Raw genomic sequence first — 14,550 nt, 5'->3', positions numbered from 1 at the left:
CCAATAGCCTAAGGTTATCGAGGGGTCATACATTATTTATTGTGTTTCAGGAATACGGCCAAATTTGCCGCTGTTGAAGTCATTTACAGCTTTATTAATTTCGTCCATGCTATTCATAACAAATGGGCCGTAACCAACAACCGGTTCGTCAATCGGGTCACCGCTTAGCAGTAATACTAAGGCATCTTCTGTTGCTTCTAGCACAATGTTGCTTTCTGTATTATCAAGGATCATCAGTTCACCTTCATTTAAGGCAGAACGCCCATCAACAAATATTGAACCGCGTAGCATGACTAACCCTACGTTACGACCTGATTTTGTCTGTATGCCAACAGTTTTTCCCTGATTGAGTTGTAAATCCCAAACATCTAACGGGGTATAGGTTTTGGCTGCCCCTTTGTGGCCTAAATAATCCCCTGCAATCACACGCAGTGTGCCTGCTTCGTTCGGCAGTGTGACTTTTGGCATAGTTTGGCTTTCCAATAACTGGTAGCCGGGTGCCGCTGATTTGTCTTTTGCAGGCAAATTGACCCACAGTTGCACCATATCAAGAGTGCCACCTTTTTTCATAAAGGCATCAGACTGATATTCTTGATGCAAAATACCCGATGCCGCAGTCATCCACTGAACATCGCCTGGACCTATCACACCGCCTTCACCAGTAGAATCATGATGAGCTACTTCCCCATCATACACTATCGTAACGGTTTCAAACCCACGATGAGGGTGCTCACCAACTCCTCGATTCTTTGCTTCTGAGCTGGGGAAATTGAAAGGACCTGCTCTATCGAGTAATAAGAATGGGTTGAGGTATTTCCCATGGTTATCGTAAGTAAACATTGAACGGACAGGAAAGCCGTCTCCTACCCAATGGCTACGAGGAGATTGATAGATACCAATAATTTTTTTCATGGTTTTGCTCCTAAACTGTTTTGATGACTGAATAATAAAGGAGCAAATCATTCGGCAGTAGGGGCAAAAATAGGTTTCATTGTTCCAATAAAAGAACAATCAAGGTTGAGGTTATTATCCTATTTATAGAACAGAGTTTATCAAAATCCAGACTACTCAGCTTAAAACTGATGAATTAATCTAAATAACACGAAAACGGAGCGGTTATCGTTCTATTTTTGATTCTAAATAAATTTCTGACTTCATCGATTGAGAGGTTTTATCATGAGTATTCCAGCAAACTTTAATGGCCAGCGCCCTGTTATTAACCCAAACGATGCTGTGATGTTATTAATTGATCACCAAAGTGGGCTTTTCCAAACTGTAGGTGATATGCCAATGACTGAATTGCGTGCTCGCGCATCTGTACTGGCTAAAATGGCTTCACTGGCAAAAATCCCAGTGATCACTACGGCTTCTGTACCTCAAGGCCCCAATGGTCCGTTGATCCCAGAAATTCACCAAAATGCACCACATGCACAATATATTGCACGTCGTGGCGAAATTAATGCATGGGATAACCCTGAGTTTGTGGCAGCGGTAAAAGCGACAGGCAAAAAACAACTGATTATTGCAGGTACCATTACTAGTGTTTGTATGGCTTTCCCTGCGATTAGTGCGGTGATGGATGGTTACCAAGTATTTGTTGTTATCGATGCATCAGGTACTTATAGCAAGATGGCACAAGAAATTACCTTGGCTCGTGTGGTTCAAGCAGGGGTTGTCCCTATGGATACAGCCGCGGTTGCTTCTGAGTTACAAGGCACTTGGAACCGTGAAGACGCTGCTGAATGGGCAATGGCCTACACGCAAATTTTCCCTGCTTATCAATTATTAATTGAAAGCTACAGCAAAGCGCAAGATGTTCTGAAAAATAATGAGCAATTAGATTCTGAACGTTAATTCGCGATAACCCCCACATTTAACTTACGAAATTAATTCAGGCAGCTTAATGACTGATAAAGCTGCCTATTTGTAATTGAATTTTAAGGAAATATGATGAAAAAGCTTACATTACCTTTGCTGGTTTCTTTGTTTGCGCTTGGTACAGCACAGGCCGCAGACTATAAATTAGATGCAACTCATACTAAAGCCGTGTTTTATATTGACCACTTTAATACTTCTACCAATAGTGGCGGTTTTCACAATATCACTGGAGATATGAGTTATTCTCCGGAAAAACAAACTGGTAGCGTCAGTGTAAAAATTCCAGCGGAGACCTTAAATACTGGGTTATCAGCATTTGATAATCATATTAAAAGTGAAGATATGTTAGATGTTGCAAAATATCCGACCATTGAGTTCAAATCGACTAAATGGAATTTTGCAGACAACAAACCTGTTTCTATTGATGGTGTGTTGACTATGAAAGGCCAATCACATCCAGTTCAGTTAAAAACTACCAAATTCGGTTGCTATTTCAGTCCAATTTTTAATGCTGATGTGTGTGGTGGTGATTTCGAAACCACTATTGACCGTACGCAATGGGGGGTTGATTTCCTAGTGAAGGATGGCATGGCCAAAAATGTCACTATCCAAATTCAAGCCGAGGCTATTAAACAGTAATTGATGGGGAGTTAAAGATTTATTATGTTGAGTTTTACACGAAAAAATACGTTTGTGACATCGACATTATTTGCTGTTGCACTGACTCTTGGTACCGCACAGGCGGCAGAATATAAAGCTAGCGATAAAGAAGGCCCAATTAAAATTGTGAACTTGGATGAATTAGAAAGCCAAGTTGCCAAAAGTATGGATAAAGGTGCTTTTGGTTATATTCGTGGTGGTGCTGAAGATGAATTGAATCTGAAGAAAAATACGCAACATTTTGATAATAAATATATTATACCAAGAGTGATGCAGGGAATTGAAATTTCAGATATCGACCTTTCAACTGATTTTTTAGGAATTAAACTAAAAACCCCTATTATTCAAGCGCCGATGGCGGCCCAAGGATTAGCACATAAAGACGGGGAAATTGCGACAGCAAAAGGTATGGCTAAAGCGGGTTCTATTTTCTCGTTAAGTACCTATGGTAATAAAACAATTGAAGAAGTTGCTGAAGTTTCAGGGGAAAACCCGTTCTTTTTCCAGCTTTATATGAGTAAAAATAATGCTTTTAACGAATTTACGTTGAAGAGAGCCAAAGAAAGTGGTGCTAAAGCGATTATTTTAACCGTTGACTCTCCAGTTGGTGGGTATCGTGAAGATGATATTCGTAATAACTTCCAGTTCCCGCTAGGCTTTGCCAACTTAGAGCTATTTGCTAAGCAAAATAGTGATGGTTCAAAAACAGGTAAAGGTGCAGGGATCAGTGAAATTTATGCGCAAGCAAAACAAGCCTTTACACCAGCAGATATTCAATACGTGAAAAAGTTATCAGGATTGCCAGTAATAGTTAAAGGTATTCAATCGCCCGAAGATGCTGATGTTGTGATCAAAGCAGGTGCTGATGCGATTTGGGTCTCTAATCATGGTGGTCGCCAGTTAGACAGTGGTCCCGCGTCTTTTGATGTATTGCCGTCAATTGCTAAGGTCGTTAATAAACGTGTTCCAATTGTATTTGACAGTGGTGTGCGTCGCGGTTCACACGTATTTAAAGCCTTAGCAAGTGGGGCAGATGTTGTGGCTGTAGGCCGTCCTATTTTATATGGCTTAAATTTAGGTGGTGCTGAAGGCGTAAACTCGGTGATCCAGCAACTGAATAAAGAACTTTCTATCAATATGATGCTAGGCGGGGCCAAAAATATTGAAGGAGTTAAAGCGACGAAGTTGTATACCGACAAAGATTTTCAATAATTAAAGTCAAACTCATTGGTTAATAAAAAACGGGAAAATTTTCCCGTTTTTTTATTCATTAATAAACCAATATCTAAGCTGTAAACCCACCATCGATATTTAAATTTGCTCCCGTTATATAAGCAGCAGCTGGGCTAGCTAGGTACAATACAAAATCAGCAATCTCATCAGCGCTAGCATAGCGTTTTAAAGCCATTATTTGTTTTAGACTATCTGCGAACTCGCTTTGTTCTGGATTCATATCAGTGTTTACAGGACCTGGCTGAACATTGTTGACAGTGATCCCTCTAGCAGCTACATCTCGAGCCATACCTTTTGTTAAGCCAATAATAGCTGATTTACTCATTGCGTAGGCAGCTCCACCTTCGAATGGAACCCGTTCTGAGTTAACACTACCAATGTGAATTATTCGTCCATTATTATTCATAACAGTTAGGGCTGATTGGCTAGCAATAAATAAGCTGCGTACATTTAGGGAATAGGAGCGATCAAATGATTCTAGAGGGAGAGTTTCTACTGAGCCAAATTCAAGAATACCAAGACTGTTAATTAAGATATCAATAGAACCAAATTTATCAAATGATTGTTTGATTGCAGCTGTAATTTCATATTCATTTGCACTATTGGCTTTTATTGCCATGACTGTACCGGAATACTGGGCTGTTTCAGTGATCAACAATTTTGCATTTTTATCTGATGAGGCGTAGGTGAAAGCAACATTTGCACCTTCTTTGGCTAGTTTTTTTACTATAGCAGCGCCAATACCACGTGATCCGCCTTGGACAATAGCATGTTTATTTTTGAATAACATAGAATGACCTTATTAGTTAAATAATTTAAAAATCACTAAATAAGGTATTTAATAGATAAAAGAGGATAGACTCCAGATAGAAAAGTAGAAGGAGTTTGTGAAAATAGTTGGCTATGTGTTAATGAAAGAAAGCGCTCACCCATTGATGAGTAAGCGCTTTTTATTTGATTAGCGTTATGGGCGTTTTACAAAACCAATAGCTTCATACACTTTATCTAAAGTTTGTTGTGCACGAGCAGACGCTTTAGTCGCTCCTTCATCCATGATTTGATTCAGAAGCGCTTCATTATCGCGGAATTCATGATAACGAGTCTGTAAGTCAGTCAACATGCCAGAGACGGATTCTGCAACAGCACCTTTAAGGTGACCGTACATTTGGCCTTCAAACTCAGCTTCTAGCTCTGCAATTTTTTTACCGGTGACACCTGACATAATATCTAACAGGTTAGAAACGCCAGGTTTGTTTTCTAAATCATAACGAATGCGTGGTGGCTCTTCTGAGTCCGTCATGGCCCGTTTGATTTTCTTCACAACCGATTTTGGGTCTTCGAGTAGAGCAATGACGTTATTGCGGTTGTCATCAGACTTAGACATTTTCTTGGTTGGGTCTTGCAGTGCCATAATTCGTGCACCGCCACCTGTAGGGATGAAAGGATCAGGAACAGTAAATATATCACCATAAATTGCATTGAAGCGTTGGGCTATGTCACGGCTTAGTTCAAGATGCTGTTTTTGGTCAATTCCAACAGGAACCTGATTAGTTTGATAAAGCAAGATATCAGCAACCATCAAAACGGGGTAGTCAAACAGGCCTGCGTTGATATTTTCTGCGTGACGCGCTGATTTATCTTTAAATTGGGTCATACGGCTTAATTCGCCGAAATAGGTATAGCAGTTTAATGCCCAACTTAATTGTGCATGCTGTGGGACATGAGACTGTACAAAAATGGTGCTTTTTTTCGGGTCAATCCCACAGGCTAAATAGAGCGCAAGTGTATCGAGGGTTCTTTTACGCAGTTCGACAGGGTCTTGGCGAACAGTGATAGCATGTTGGTCAACGATACAGTAAATGCAGTCATAGTCGTCTTGCATTTGTACCCACTGACGTAATGCACCCATATAGTTACCGATGGTTAATTCACCGGAAGGCTGTGCGCCGCTGAATACGATAGGTTTTTGGGGTTGCTGTAAATTTTCAGTGGGAGTGCTCATGTTTGTTATGTCCTTGCTTATTTTATTTCAGATAAACCAATTGTGGGTAACAAGCCTGCAAAGTGTGTCAAGACACAGTCAGGTTCGCTCAAAGCAATAGATTCACCGTAGTTATAGCCGTATGTCAGCCCGACACTCGGGCATCCCGCGCTTTGTGCTGCAATAATATCATTACGGGAATCGCCGACAAAAAGCAATTCTTCTTTACGTAAACCGAATGTGCCCATTGTTAAGTAAAGGGGAGCAGGGTGCGGTTTTAGGGCTTTTACATCGTCACTACCCAATACAAGAGAAAAATAGCTATCAATGCCTAATTTTTTTAGTAGTGGAGCAATAAACGGCGTAGCTTTATTTGTGACGATCCCCATCGGTATGTTGTGTTTTGCTAATTGTTCTAAGGTTTCTTTTACTTCAGGGAATAGCTGACTACCTGTTGTGACAGAAACTGCATAGAATTTATCAAAACTGGCTCGAGCTTTTTTTTGTAATTCAGCTGTGATGTCGGCTCCTGCCCAAGAAAGCGCGCGTTCAACGAGAACATCAACCCCGTTACCTACCCAAATAGAGACGCGCTCTTTACCTGCTGGAGGAAAACCAAACTCTTTGAGCATATTATCGATGGCTTCAGCTAAGCCACCGGCACTGTCAACGAGAGTACCATCTAAATCAAAGGCAATCGCTTTAATATCTTCTAATACAACTTGAGTCATTGAGATACCTTTTGTAGTTCGTTACGCATCGCATCGATGACTGTTTTATAGTCTGGTTGATCGAAGATGGCTGAGCCTGCAACAAAGGTATCCGCTCCAGCCGCCGCGATTTCTGCAATATTGTTCACTTTCACACCGCCATCGACTTCCAAACGAATATCATAGCCACTTTCATCAATAAGTTTGCGGACTTGGCGCAATTTATTGAGGGTTTGTGGGATAAAGGATTGCCCACCAAAGCCTGGATTAACTGACATCAGTAAAATCATATCCACTTTATCCATTACATAATCAAGGTAACTCAGTGGTGTTGCTGGGTTAAATACCAACCCCGCGGTACAGCCATGTTCTCTGATGAGTTGTAATGAACGATCAACATGTTCACTGGCTTCAGGATGGAAGCTTATATGAGTTGCACCTGCTTTGGCGAAGTCAGGGATAATCCTATCAACAGGTTTTACCATGAGGTGGACATCAATCGGCGCAGTAATACCGTAGTCACGCAGGGCTTTACAAATTGGAGCACCAAAAGTTAGGTTAGGAACATAATGATTATCCATTACGTCAAAATGCACGATATCAGCGCCAGCTGCAAGAACATTGGCGGTATCTTCGCCTAAACGAGCAAAGTCAGCAGATAAAATAGATGGGGCAATGAGAAAGTTTTTCATTATCGTCTCCGATTATTAATCGTTATCTGAGAGCCATTCAGCACTAGTCACAAGGCTTTGCATTTTTTTGTCAGTTTTTCTAGGAGAAGGGCTATTAGGTTCCCCCGTATATAAAGCCAGTAATTCATTGACTTTGCTACGGTTTAATATATTTCTACTAATGGTACGACGTACTTTTACAATATGTAATTGAGCTTGATGATACCACTCTCTGGTTAACGGGGTATCATGATTCGATATCAGCACTGGGATCCTGTTTTCCGTTGATAACTTCTGTGCCAAAATCGCTAAATTTTGTTGCTCGCTCGCATTAAAGGAATTGGTATGATAAGCCGTAAAATTGGCAGTATCAGATAAAGGAGCATAAGGCGGGTCACAGTAAATGACGGCCCCTTCTTTAGCATTGAGCAAGGTCTCGCCATAGTGCTGGGTAATAAATGTTGCTTTTTGCGATTTTTCAGCGAACCACAGTAATTCTTCTTTAGGGAAATAGGGCTTTTTGTAGCGACCAAAAGGCACGTTGAACTCACCGCGTGAATTATAACGGCATAACCCATTATAACAGTGACGATTTAAGTATAAAAAAAGGATACTACGTCTTTCAGTGTCATTGGATTGGTTAAAGGCTTCACGCATTAAATAGTATTGTTCTGAAGTATTATATTCAGGTGTGAAGATTTGCTGGGCCTCTTCGATAAAAGAATCAGCATGGTCTTTAACAGTATTATAGAGGTTGATGAGGTCACTGTTGATATCTGCCAGCATGTAAGAATCATAGCTAGTATTTAAAAACACTGACCCTGCACCAACAAAAGGCTCAATTAAGCAATCACCTTGTGGAAGATGTTTTTTTATTTCTTCCACAAGGGGGTATTTACCCCCAGCCCATTTTAAAAAAGCGCGTTTTTTTTTCATGCCGTCTTATTATTACAATCGTTTAGAGTAAAAACATTCATACTCTGTCAGGACAACACAATGCGCCCGGGGAAAAACGTTGTTATTTTTGATCCTGTTTGACTTGTTTCATATTTCTAACCCACGGCTTTTTCGCTTGAACAGCAGAAGGTAGAGTTGCTATTGCATTTTTTGCGTCAGTGACTGAATTATAATTACCGTGAATGAGAACATACCAAGTTTGCCCATTACGAATAGTTTTGTAGACCTTGTAATTGGCAAGTTTGTTTTCTTTAGCAAATGCTTCCAGCGTATCTGAACGGCTTGCACTACTAAGTTGCAGAGTGTAGGTACCCGCAGGAGCTGACATGACATTGCTGCCATGGTTATTGGCCGCAGCCTTAGTCGGTTGCTTAGGTTGTACCGGATGTTTTGGCTCAACCACTTTCGCAGGGGTTTTTTCAGGTGCTGTTGGCGGTGCCACAGGTTGCTGTTCTGCAGGTTTGATTGCTGGCGGTGTTACATTTTGTGGTTGTGTTGTTCCAGCGGTTGGTGTTTGGCCTTGATTTAAAGCATCTACCACATCACCTGGGATTTCGATCCGCTCACCCAAGCCATTAGGTTGAGTTTTTGGCTCACCTTGAGTTGGTGTCGGTGTGATTTGAGATCCTGAGATTTCTTGTGCCTGACCCGTCTGAGCTTGCTCTTGTGAGTTTGTCAAAGAGGATGAGTTAGACAAATCAATATTTTGTTGGTTGTTAGTGCCGGTTGTTTGCAACTTTTCATGCTCAGTAGGCGCTTTTAACGCAGAACTGATCGCAATAATGAGTAGTAATAAAACTAAAACACCGACACCAATCATAATATGTTGGCGTGAGAGTGCTAATTTAGGCTTTGTAGCAGCGGATTGGCGTGAACGCCCTGTCGGTCTATCTGATGTATCTGGCCTAAGATCATTTTGGCCTTGATTATCTGGTTTAAATTCGTCCATCTTCCTCTCCCGAATAAAATTTGCCTATAGTAGAGATAAAATGTCTCTTATCAGTACAACCTGTTAGCGACCAAGCAGAATATCGATGCTTATTTTTAAAGCATATATGCTTTCGTAATACCGTGCTAGCCATATTGGTATTGTGCATTTCCAGATTATTGTATCTAGGCGTAGGCATACCTTATAATTTAACGACTTTAGCGTACATCTACCAGTAACATTTTAAAACGCTTGTAAAAATTCAGGGTTTTCTCTGTTTTTGGTAACGTATCTGACCATTTTGTCATATTTTTATGGCATGCAGGAAGATATCGCTGCAATGACAGTTTGCGCATCGATGTCCGCGCGCATTTCTGAATGCCCGATAGTGGTAGGTAAAATTAAATGCAGTTTTCCACCCATTACTTTTTTATCGCGCATCATATGCGGTAGATAATCATCTGGCTTCATTTGTGAAGGGCCTTTGACAGGAAGTGATGCACGTTCTAAAAGTGCTATCACCCGTTGGGTTTGCTCCGGTGTAAATTGGCCTATCAATTCAGCAGTTCTTGCTGCCATAACGATACCTGCTGCAACGGCTTCACCATGTAACCAGACACCATAGCCCATATGAGCTTCAATGGCATGCCCAAAGGTGTGACCTAAATTGAGAAGCGCACGTAACCCACTGGTTTCTTTTTCATCAGCAGCAACGACTTGTGCTTTCAATTCGCAACAACGACGTATGCAGTAGGCCATCGCTTGGTTATCTAGCGCGACCAGAGCATCAATATTGTTTTCTAACCATGTAAAAAAGTCACCATCAAGAATTATTCCATACTTAATCACTTCTGCTAAGCCGGAGGCTAATTCCCTTTTGGGTAAGGTTTTTAAACAATCAAGGTCAATAACCACCGAGGCAGGTTGGTAAAATGCCCCAATCATATTTTTCCCTAGAGGATGGTTTACTGCGGTTTTACCGCCAACAGAAGAGTCCACTTGAGATAATAAGGTGGTAGGAATTTGGATAAAACGTACTCCGCGCTGATAGCTAGCAGCAGCGAAACCCGTAAGGTCACCGATAACCCCCCCACCAAGAGCGATGAGGGTAGTATCTCGGTTATGGTGCTTTTCAAGTAGTGCGGTAAAAACATCGTTCATGATGAATAGCGATTTGTATTGTTCGCCATCAGGAAGAATGATGCTGTCAACCTTTACGCCAGAAGATTCAAGAGCGTGTTTTACCTTTTCAAGATAAATTGGTGCAAGCGTTTCATTTGTCACTATCATTGCGCGTTGCCCAGTAGCTAATGGCCAAAATGCCCCAGGTTCGTTATATAAACTTGGCGCGATATTGATTGGATAACTACGTTCGCCCAGAGTAACAGTGACTTTTTCCATCTTGCTTTACCTTGAGTTCATTATTTTATGAAAATAACACCATGATTAATTAGTTTTTCTCTAATAGCTCAATGATTTGGCTTGCGACAACTTTAGCGCTTTGTTCATCAGTATGAATGGTAATATCAGCAATTTCTTCATACATAGGATTGCGCTCGTCAGCCAGTTTTTCCAGTACTTCACGTGCCGGTTCGTCAACTTGTAATAGAGGACGCTTTTTGTCACGTTGTGTACGGGATAATTGTTTCTCAATGGTCGTTTCAAGATAGACAACGACTCCACGAGCGGACAAGCGATTACGGGTTTCTTTGGACTTAACAGAACCGCCACCCGTTGCTAATACGATGCCTTGTTTCTCAGTGAGCTCATTGATGATTTTTTCTTCGCGATCGCGAAAGCCTTCTTCACCCTCAAGGTCGAATACCCAGCCTACATCTGCGCCAGTACGTTTTTCTATCTCGTGATCAGAGTCGAAAAACTCCATATTAAGCTGTTGAGCCAACTGACGGCCAATAGTGCTTTTGCCAGCACCCATCGGTCCAACCAGAAAGATATTGCGTTTCTCTGCCATGTTTTTTGGTATTACTACGATTATTCGTTAATGATCACCCGCCCCGCCAATCGAATTAGCGGCGGGACCTATAAACTGAAACCTCATTAGTGATGATGTGAGATCAGATAAGAAAATTATCTCAATACATCAACCCGAATTGCAACTATATAAATGCGGCACTAAGCGAACAAAGTGCCACATTTAAAATTACAGGTCTCAATGTTTGAGCCGTCTATATTGCCTAATGCATTGTTTAGCATAGTTTTAACAGGTTTTGCCTATAGGTAGTAGCGCATGATTTCTGTTATTTTTAGAGCAAAATTGTTGTAGCTGTTTTATAAGCGACTGACAGCTTGTTCTTTAATCTACGGATAGTTAGAACACTCAATGGATAACCTTGTATGCTAAAACGACGCCAGCGTCAAATTTATCCGGTAGGTTTATAGCATAAAAATATTTTTTTTGACTAATCTTTGGCTTATTGTTTATTCAACTCATTGAAGTATATGCGTTATTTTATTCGCGTTAAATATTGATAAGTTTTGGCGTTATAAAAACAATAAGAACCCTTCTATCTATATGTTCCGCAGTATTTGTAAATAATGACCCTAAGAGAGGAATTTGAGAGATAAATGGTAAACCTGTCTCTGTTTTTTCTTGTTTTTGCTGAAAAATACCACCTAATATTAGGGTTTCATTATTTTTAATAGTGACGGATGTTGATATTTCTTGCTTATTTATTGCTAAATGGTGACTTTGGCTACTGGTTAGCGCGGTATCTGGCGAGTTATGGCTAATTTTTAGGTTCAACTCTACTTTTTCATTGCGGATAATGGTCGGGGTGACATCCATACCTAGTACAGCATCTTTAAATTGTACGTGAGTTTTCTTTTCATTGCTTGTGACATAGGGTATTTCTGTACCTTGTTGAATACTCGCAGGTTGTTGGTGTGAGGCGATTAACCGAGGGCTAGCAATAATGGAGAGTAAATTTTCTTTTTCTAAAGCGTTTAATTTTAATTCAAGTAACCCATCGCTTAGTTTTAACACATTAAACGAAAATTGCCCCGGTGCGGAATGATAACGGTTATAACGGTTAAGATGACTGTTGGCTGTATTCCCCGCTAATATTCCCCACTCAAGCCCTAATTCTTGTAATGCGGTTCGGCTACTACTAATAATATGCGCTGTTATTTGAACTTGTTTATTGGGTTTATCTTTTTGTTTTATCCACTCTTCTAGTAAGGCTATTCGCTGTTGATTATCTTTGACTATCACACTATTTGTGGTGTGGTCATGATGAATAGATGCATTTTTTGATAACAATAAAGTTTTGGGGTGCTCTAGTTGAGTGCGTATTTCTAGAGCATCGATTGAAATTAATTGAAAAATTTTTTCAATTAAAGGGTCTGTATGTTGAGAAGATAGGCTCGTAGCCATCACTGGACTAGACTGTGTTTGTTCCTCTACGGGATGTAAAGGCGCAAATGGGTCTCGTATTTCTTGAGCTGATAGCCAAAAAGCAGGCAAAAAGAAACACCCTATGATAGCTACGAGTATCGGTGTGTTAATTAACTTTCTATTCATTACTATTATCATCCTTGATAGCGAAAGTGTGGTTAATTGATGAAAAAGTGACTGATGCGAGTATGGCACCTTGCTTTGAAGTTAATTTTATATCTGAGTAACGGTATCGTTGAGTATTAGGCAAAGTGAGAAGTTGCTCTATAAAGCGATAGACACTGATGAAATCCCCTTGAACTTCGAGGAAATAGCCATGGCTACTCGTTGGTTGTAGTTGGTTTAATATGACAGTTGAATGGTTCAGTAATGTATTAAGTTGTGAAAGTAGTTCTAGTGGTTCACCTTTAGCATCGACAATTTGCTTTAGAACATCTGCTTGCTGTTCTAATAGATGTAAGGGCGGAAAGTGCTGTAATTGTCTGGTTTCTTTTGTTATTTTTTCAATTAAACTATTGTTTTCCGATTCTAATTCAAGACGTAGTATTTCATTTTCTTTCCAGTATGAAAAATAGCCTGCAAATAAAAATAAACTGATAAATAGCCAAATGGGTATGGTTTGCTGCCAAAAAGGGCGATACCAAAAAGCATGAAGTGATTCACTCATTAGCTTCTCCTTGGCGTATAGCGGTTAAATGTAACCGGTGTACTTGGTTTGTACGGCTGAGCTTTTTTAATTGGATGTGGTTTAGCCCTCGCTCTTTAAGCTTAGGGCTTAGTAAGCTAACATTTTGGAAGTCATAACTGTGGGCTTTTATTTCTATTTTATTATCAACTAATTGGACGGTAGTAAGCCAACTTTTTAATGGTGTGATTAATGGCAAGTCTTGTAATAATTTGAGTAAAAACTGGTTATTGTTTATAACCTCATCCAATCTGTTTTTTTGGTTAATCAATTCGAGGAGTTGTTTTTTCTGGAGAGATACTCGTTGTGCTAACTGTTGCGTTTGCTCATATTGTTGTTGATGGTGATATTTTATTTTTTGTTGCTTTTCAATTTCCAATTGGTGAAAAAAGACTAAAAAGCAACAAGTGATAAGCACTGAGCAACCAGCAAAAAAATAATAAATAACCGTTGTTTCTTCGCAATTTGCTGCTGCCGCCAAGGCAGAAAGTTAACTTGATATAGTTTTGATAACCCCATGAGTTAAATATCTCCATGCCGTAATGCTAGCCCTGCTGCTATCACAAAATCCCCTAACTGATGGGGGATTTTAAGATTGTTATGCTGAAAAGCTTGGCGTAACTCCCAGCTATGTATTGCTTCAATGCTATGTTTATCATGAATGTTTTGATGGTCGGTAATGAGGTAAATGGGTAATATCGGTGATGACTCTTCTTGGTTGAGTAAAGACAATAATGCAGATAGCGTCTGGGTTTCGGTGTCGGGTAGATGGTTATAGTTGGCGGGTTGACTAATAGGGCCAGACCACAGCCACTCACCTTGCCTATAGTGAACTAGCCAGCTTTCATCGGGTAAGCCCGCATGGCGAGCAACATAACGCAGCGCAACGGGGGCGACATCAATTGCCAGTAGATTGAATCCGCTTTCTGCTAATAATTTTTGCCAAAAGTTAATTTCTGATTTTCGAGCCCCATTAAAATAAACGTGTTGATTGATTACTCTATAATCCATTGCCAGTTCTTGAGCATGCATAGGAAAACGTTTTTCAGCTTGCAGTTGTAGGTACCAACCTAATTCTGGTTGCTGTAGATTAATTTGGCTAGGTAATGCAAATTGTTGTTTTAGTGTCCTAACTGCAGGTAATGCGATAGATACAGAACAGTTTTTAGGTAATTTCTGACGCCATTGTATTAAAATATTCAGTAGAATCTTGTATTGTTCATGGTCTGATTTGTCAGCAATTTCGAAGGGAAGTTGTTGTTGCCAGCATTCACACAAAGACCAGTGTTTCTTGCGACGTTTAGCGGCAACTAGCTGAATTTTGCTTTGATATAGGTCGATTCCAATGTTCCATTTTGATGTGTACATAGTTAATTTCCTTATCATTAACCAATAAATTACATTTTCTATTGTGCTGTATAAGCTTTATACT

The 14,550-nt window shown here is 40.2% G+C and carries 17 protein-coding genes; 3 read left to right on the top strand and 14 right to left on the bottom strand.

Features of this window, described 5'->3' with window-relative positions:
- Window positions 1-36 precede the first annotated feature (36 nt).
- Window positions 37-912 carry a pirin family protein gene (locus tag M1F14_RS02930; protein ID WP_042848640.1) on the bottom strand — a complete coding sequence of 292 codons (876 nt, stop codon included), beginning with the start codon at window positions 910-912 and terminating at the stop codon, window positions 37-39.
- 264 nt (window positions 913-1,176) lie between these two features.
- Here M1F14_RS02930 and M1F14_RS02925 point away from each other — a divergent pair, with 264 nt between their 5' ends.
- From M1F14_RS02925 to M1F14_RS02915, 3 genes are all read left to right on the top strand, one after another.
- Window positions 1,177-1,854, top strand: coding sequence for a hydrolase (locus tag M1F14_RS02925; protein WP_042848639.1), 678 nt, complete (start codon window positions 1,177-1,179; stop codon window positions 1,852-1,854).
- A 96-nt stretch (window positions 1,855-1,950) separates the two neighbouring features.
- The gene (locus tag M1F14_RS02920; RefSeq protein ID WP_042848638.1) at window positions 1,951-2,517 is read left to right on the top strand and encodes a YceI family protein; all 567 of its coding nucleotides are present in this window, start codon (window positions 1,951-1,953) and stop codon (window positions 2,515-2,517) included.
- A gap of 24 nt (window positions 2,518-2,541) precedes the next feature.
- A complete protein-coding gene (locus M1F14_RS02915) occupies window positions 2,542-3,750 on the top strand; it encodes a lactate oxidase (RefSeq protein WP_042848637.1) in 1,209 nt (402 codons plus the stop codon).
- A 73-nt stretch (window positions 3,751-3,823) separates the two neighbouring features.
- Here the strand turns inward: M1F14_RS02915 and M1F14_RS02910 are convergent, their stop codons facing one another.
- The 13 genes from M1F14_RS02910 to pilM all read right to left on the bottom strand — a co-directional run bounded on the left by M1F14_RS02910 (window position 3,824) and on the right by pilM (window position 14,486).
- Window positions 3,824-4,561, bottom strand: a complete 738-nt coding sequence (locus M1F14_RS02910; RefSeq protein ID WP_042848636.1) for a 3-oxoacyl-ACP reductase family protein — start codon at window positions 4,559-4,561, stop codon at window positions 3,824-3,826.
- Between the two features lie 174 nt (window positions 4,562-4,735).
- On the bottom strand, window positions 4,736-5,773 hold the full coding sequence (gene trpS / locus M1F14_RS02905; protein ID WP_042848635.1) for a tryptophan--tRNA ligase: 1,038 nt from the start codon (window positions 5,771-5,773) through the stop codon (window positions 4,736-4,738).
- 17 nt (window positions 5,774-5,790) lie between these two features.
- Window positions 5,791-6,483 (bottom strand): phosphoglycolate phosphatase, encoded by a 693-nt coding sequence (locus M1F14_RS02900; protein WP_042848634.1) that lies wholly within the window; start codon window positions 6,481-6,483, stop codon window positions 5,791-5,793.
- Window positions 6,480-7,154 carry a ribulose-phosphate 3-epimerase gene (rpe, locus tag M1F14_RS02895; protein WP_004263207.1) on the bottom strand — a complete coding sequence of 225 codons (675 nt, stop codon included), beginning with the start codon at window positions 7,152-7,154 and terminating at the stop codon, window positions 6,480-6,482. The genes M1F14_RS02900 and rpe overlap by 4 nt, the downstream gene beginning before the upstream one ends.
- A gap of 15 nt (window positions 7,155-7,169) precedes the next feature.
- Entirely contained in the window at window positions 7,170-8,069 is a 900-nt protein-coding gene (gene dam / locus M1F14_RS02890; RefSeq protein ID WP_042848633.1) for an adenine-specific DNA-methyltransferase, read from the bottom strand.
- Between the two features lie 82 nt (window positions 8,070-8,151).
- Window positions 8,152-9,039 (bottom strand): SPOR domain-containing protein, encoded by an 888-nt coding sequence (locus M1F14_RS02885; RefSeq protein WP_042848632.1) that lies wholly within the window; start codon window positions 9,037-9,039, stop codon window positions 8,152-8,154.
- 291 nt (window positions 9,040-9,330) lie between these two features.
- The gene (gene aroB / locus M1F14_RS02880) at window positions 9,331-10,419 is read right to left on the bottom strand and encodes a 3-dehydroquinate synthase (RefSeq protein ID WP_042848631.1); all 1,089 of its coding nucleotides are present in this window, start codon (window positions 10,417-10,419) and stop codon (window positions 9,331-9,333) included.
- A 49-nt stretch (window positions 10,420-10,468) separates the two neighbouring features.
- Window positions 10,469-10,990: a shikimate kinase AroK gene (gene aroK / locus M1F14_RS02875; RefSeq protein ID WP_004906592.1), complete on the bottom strand. Its 522-nt coding sequence runs from the start codon at window positions 10,988-10,990 to the stop codon at window positions 10,469-10,471.
- A gap of 507 nt (window positions 10,991-11,497) precedes the next feature.
- A complete protein-coding gene (locus tag M1F14_RS02870) occupies window positions 11,498-12,559 on the bottom strand; it encodes a secretin N-terminal domain-containing protein (RefSeq protein WP_072065726.1) in 1,062 nt (353 codons plus the stop codon).
- Window positions 12,552-13,100: a hypothetical protein gene (locus M1F14_RS02865; protein ID WP_166686987.1), complete on the bottom strand. Its 549-nt coding sequence runs from the start codon at window positions 13,098-13,100 to the stop codon at window positions 12,552-12,554. Before M1F14_RS02865 ends, M1F14_RS02870 begins: the two co-directional genes overlap by 8 nt.
- Window positions 13,093-13,536, bottom strand: a complete 444-nt coding sequence (locus tag M1F14_RS02860; RefSeq protein ID WP_181468915.1) for a PilN domain-containing protein — start codon at window positions 13,534-13,536, stop codon at window positions 13,093-13,095. Before M1F14_RS02860 ends, M1F14_RS02865 begins: the two co-directional genes overlap by 8 nt.
- The gene (locus M1F14_RS02855) at window positions 13,512-13,637 is read right to left on the bottom strand and encodes a hypothetical protein (RefSeq protein WP_269750016.1); all 126 of its coding nucleotides are present in this window, start codon (window positions 13,635-13,637) and stop codon (window positions 13,512-13,514) included. The genes M1F14_RS02860 and M1F14_RS02855 overlap by 25 nt, the downstream gene beginning before the upstream one ends.
- A gap of 3 nt (window positions 13,638-13,640) precedes the next feature.
- Window positions 13,641-14,486, bottom strand: a complete 846-nt coding sequence (gene pilM, locus M1F14_RS02850; RefSeq protein ID WP_181468917.1) for a pilus assembly protein PilM — start codon at window positions 14,484-14,486, stop codon at window positions 13,641-13,643.
- Window positions 14,487-14,550 lie beyond the last annotated feature (64 nt).

The organism is Providencia sp. PROV003, from assembly GCF_045040775.1.
Lineage (GTDB): Bacteria > Pseudomonadota > Gammaproteobacteria > Enterobacterales > Enterobacteriaceae > Providencia > Providencia huashanensis.
This window is presented reverse-complemented; position numbering and strand designations above follow the sequence as displayed.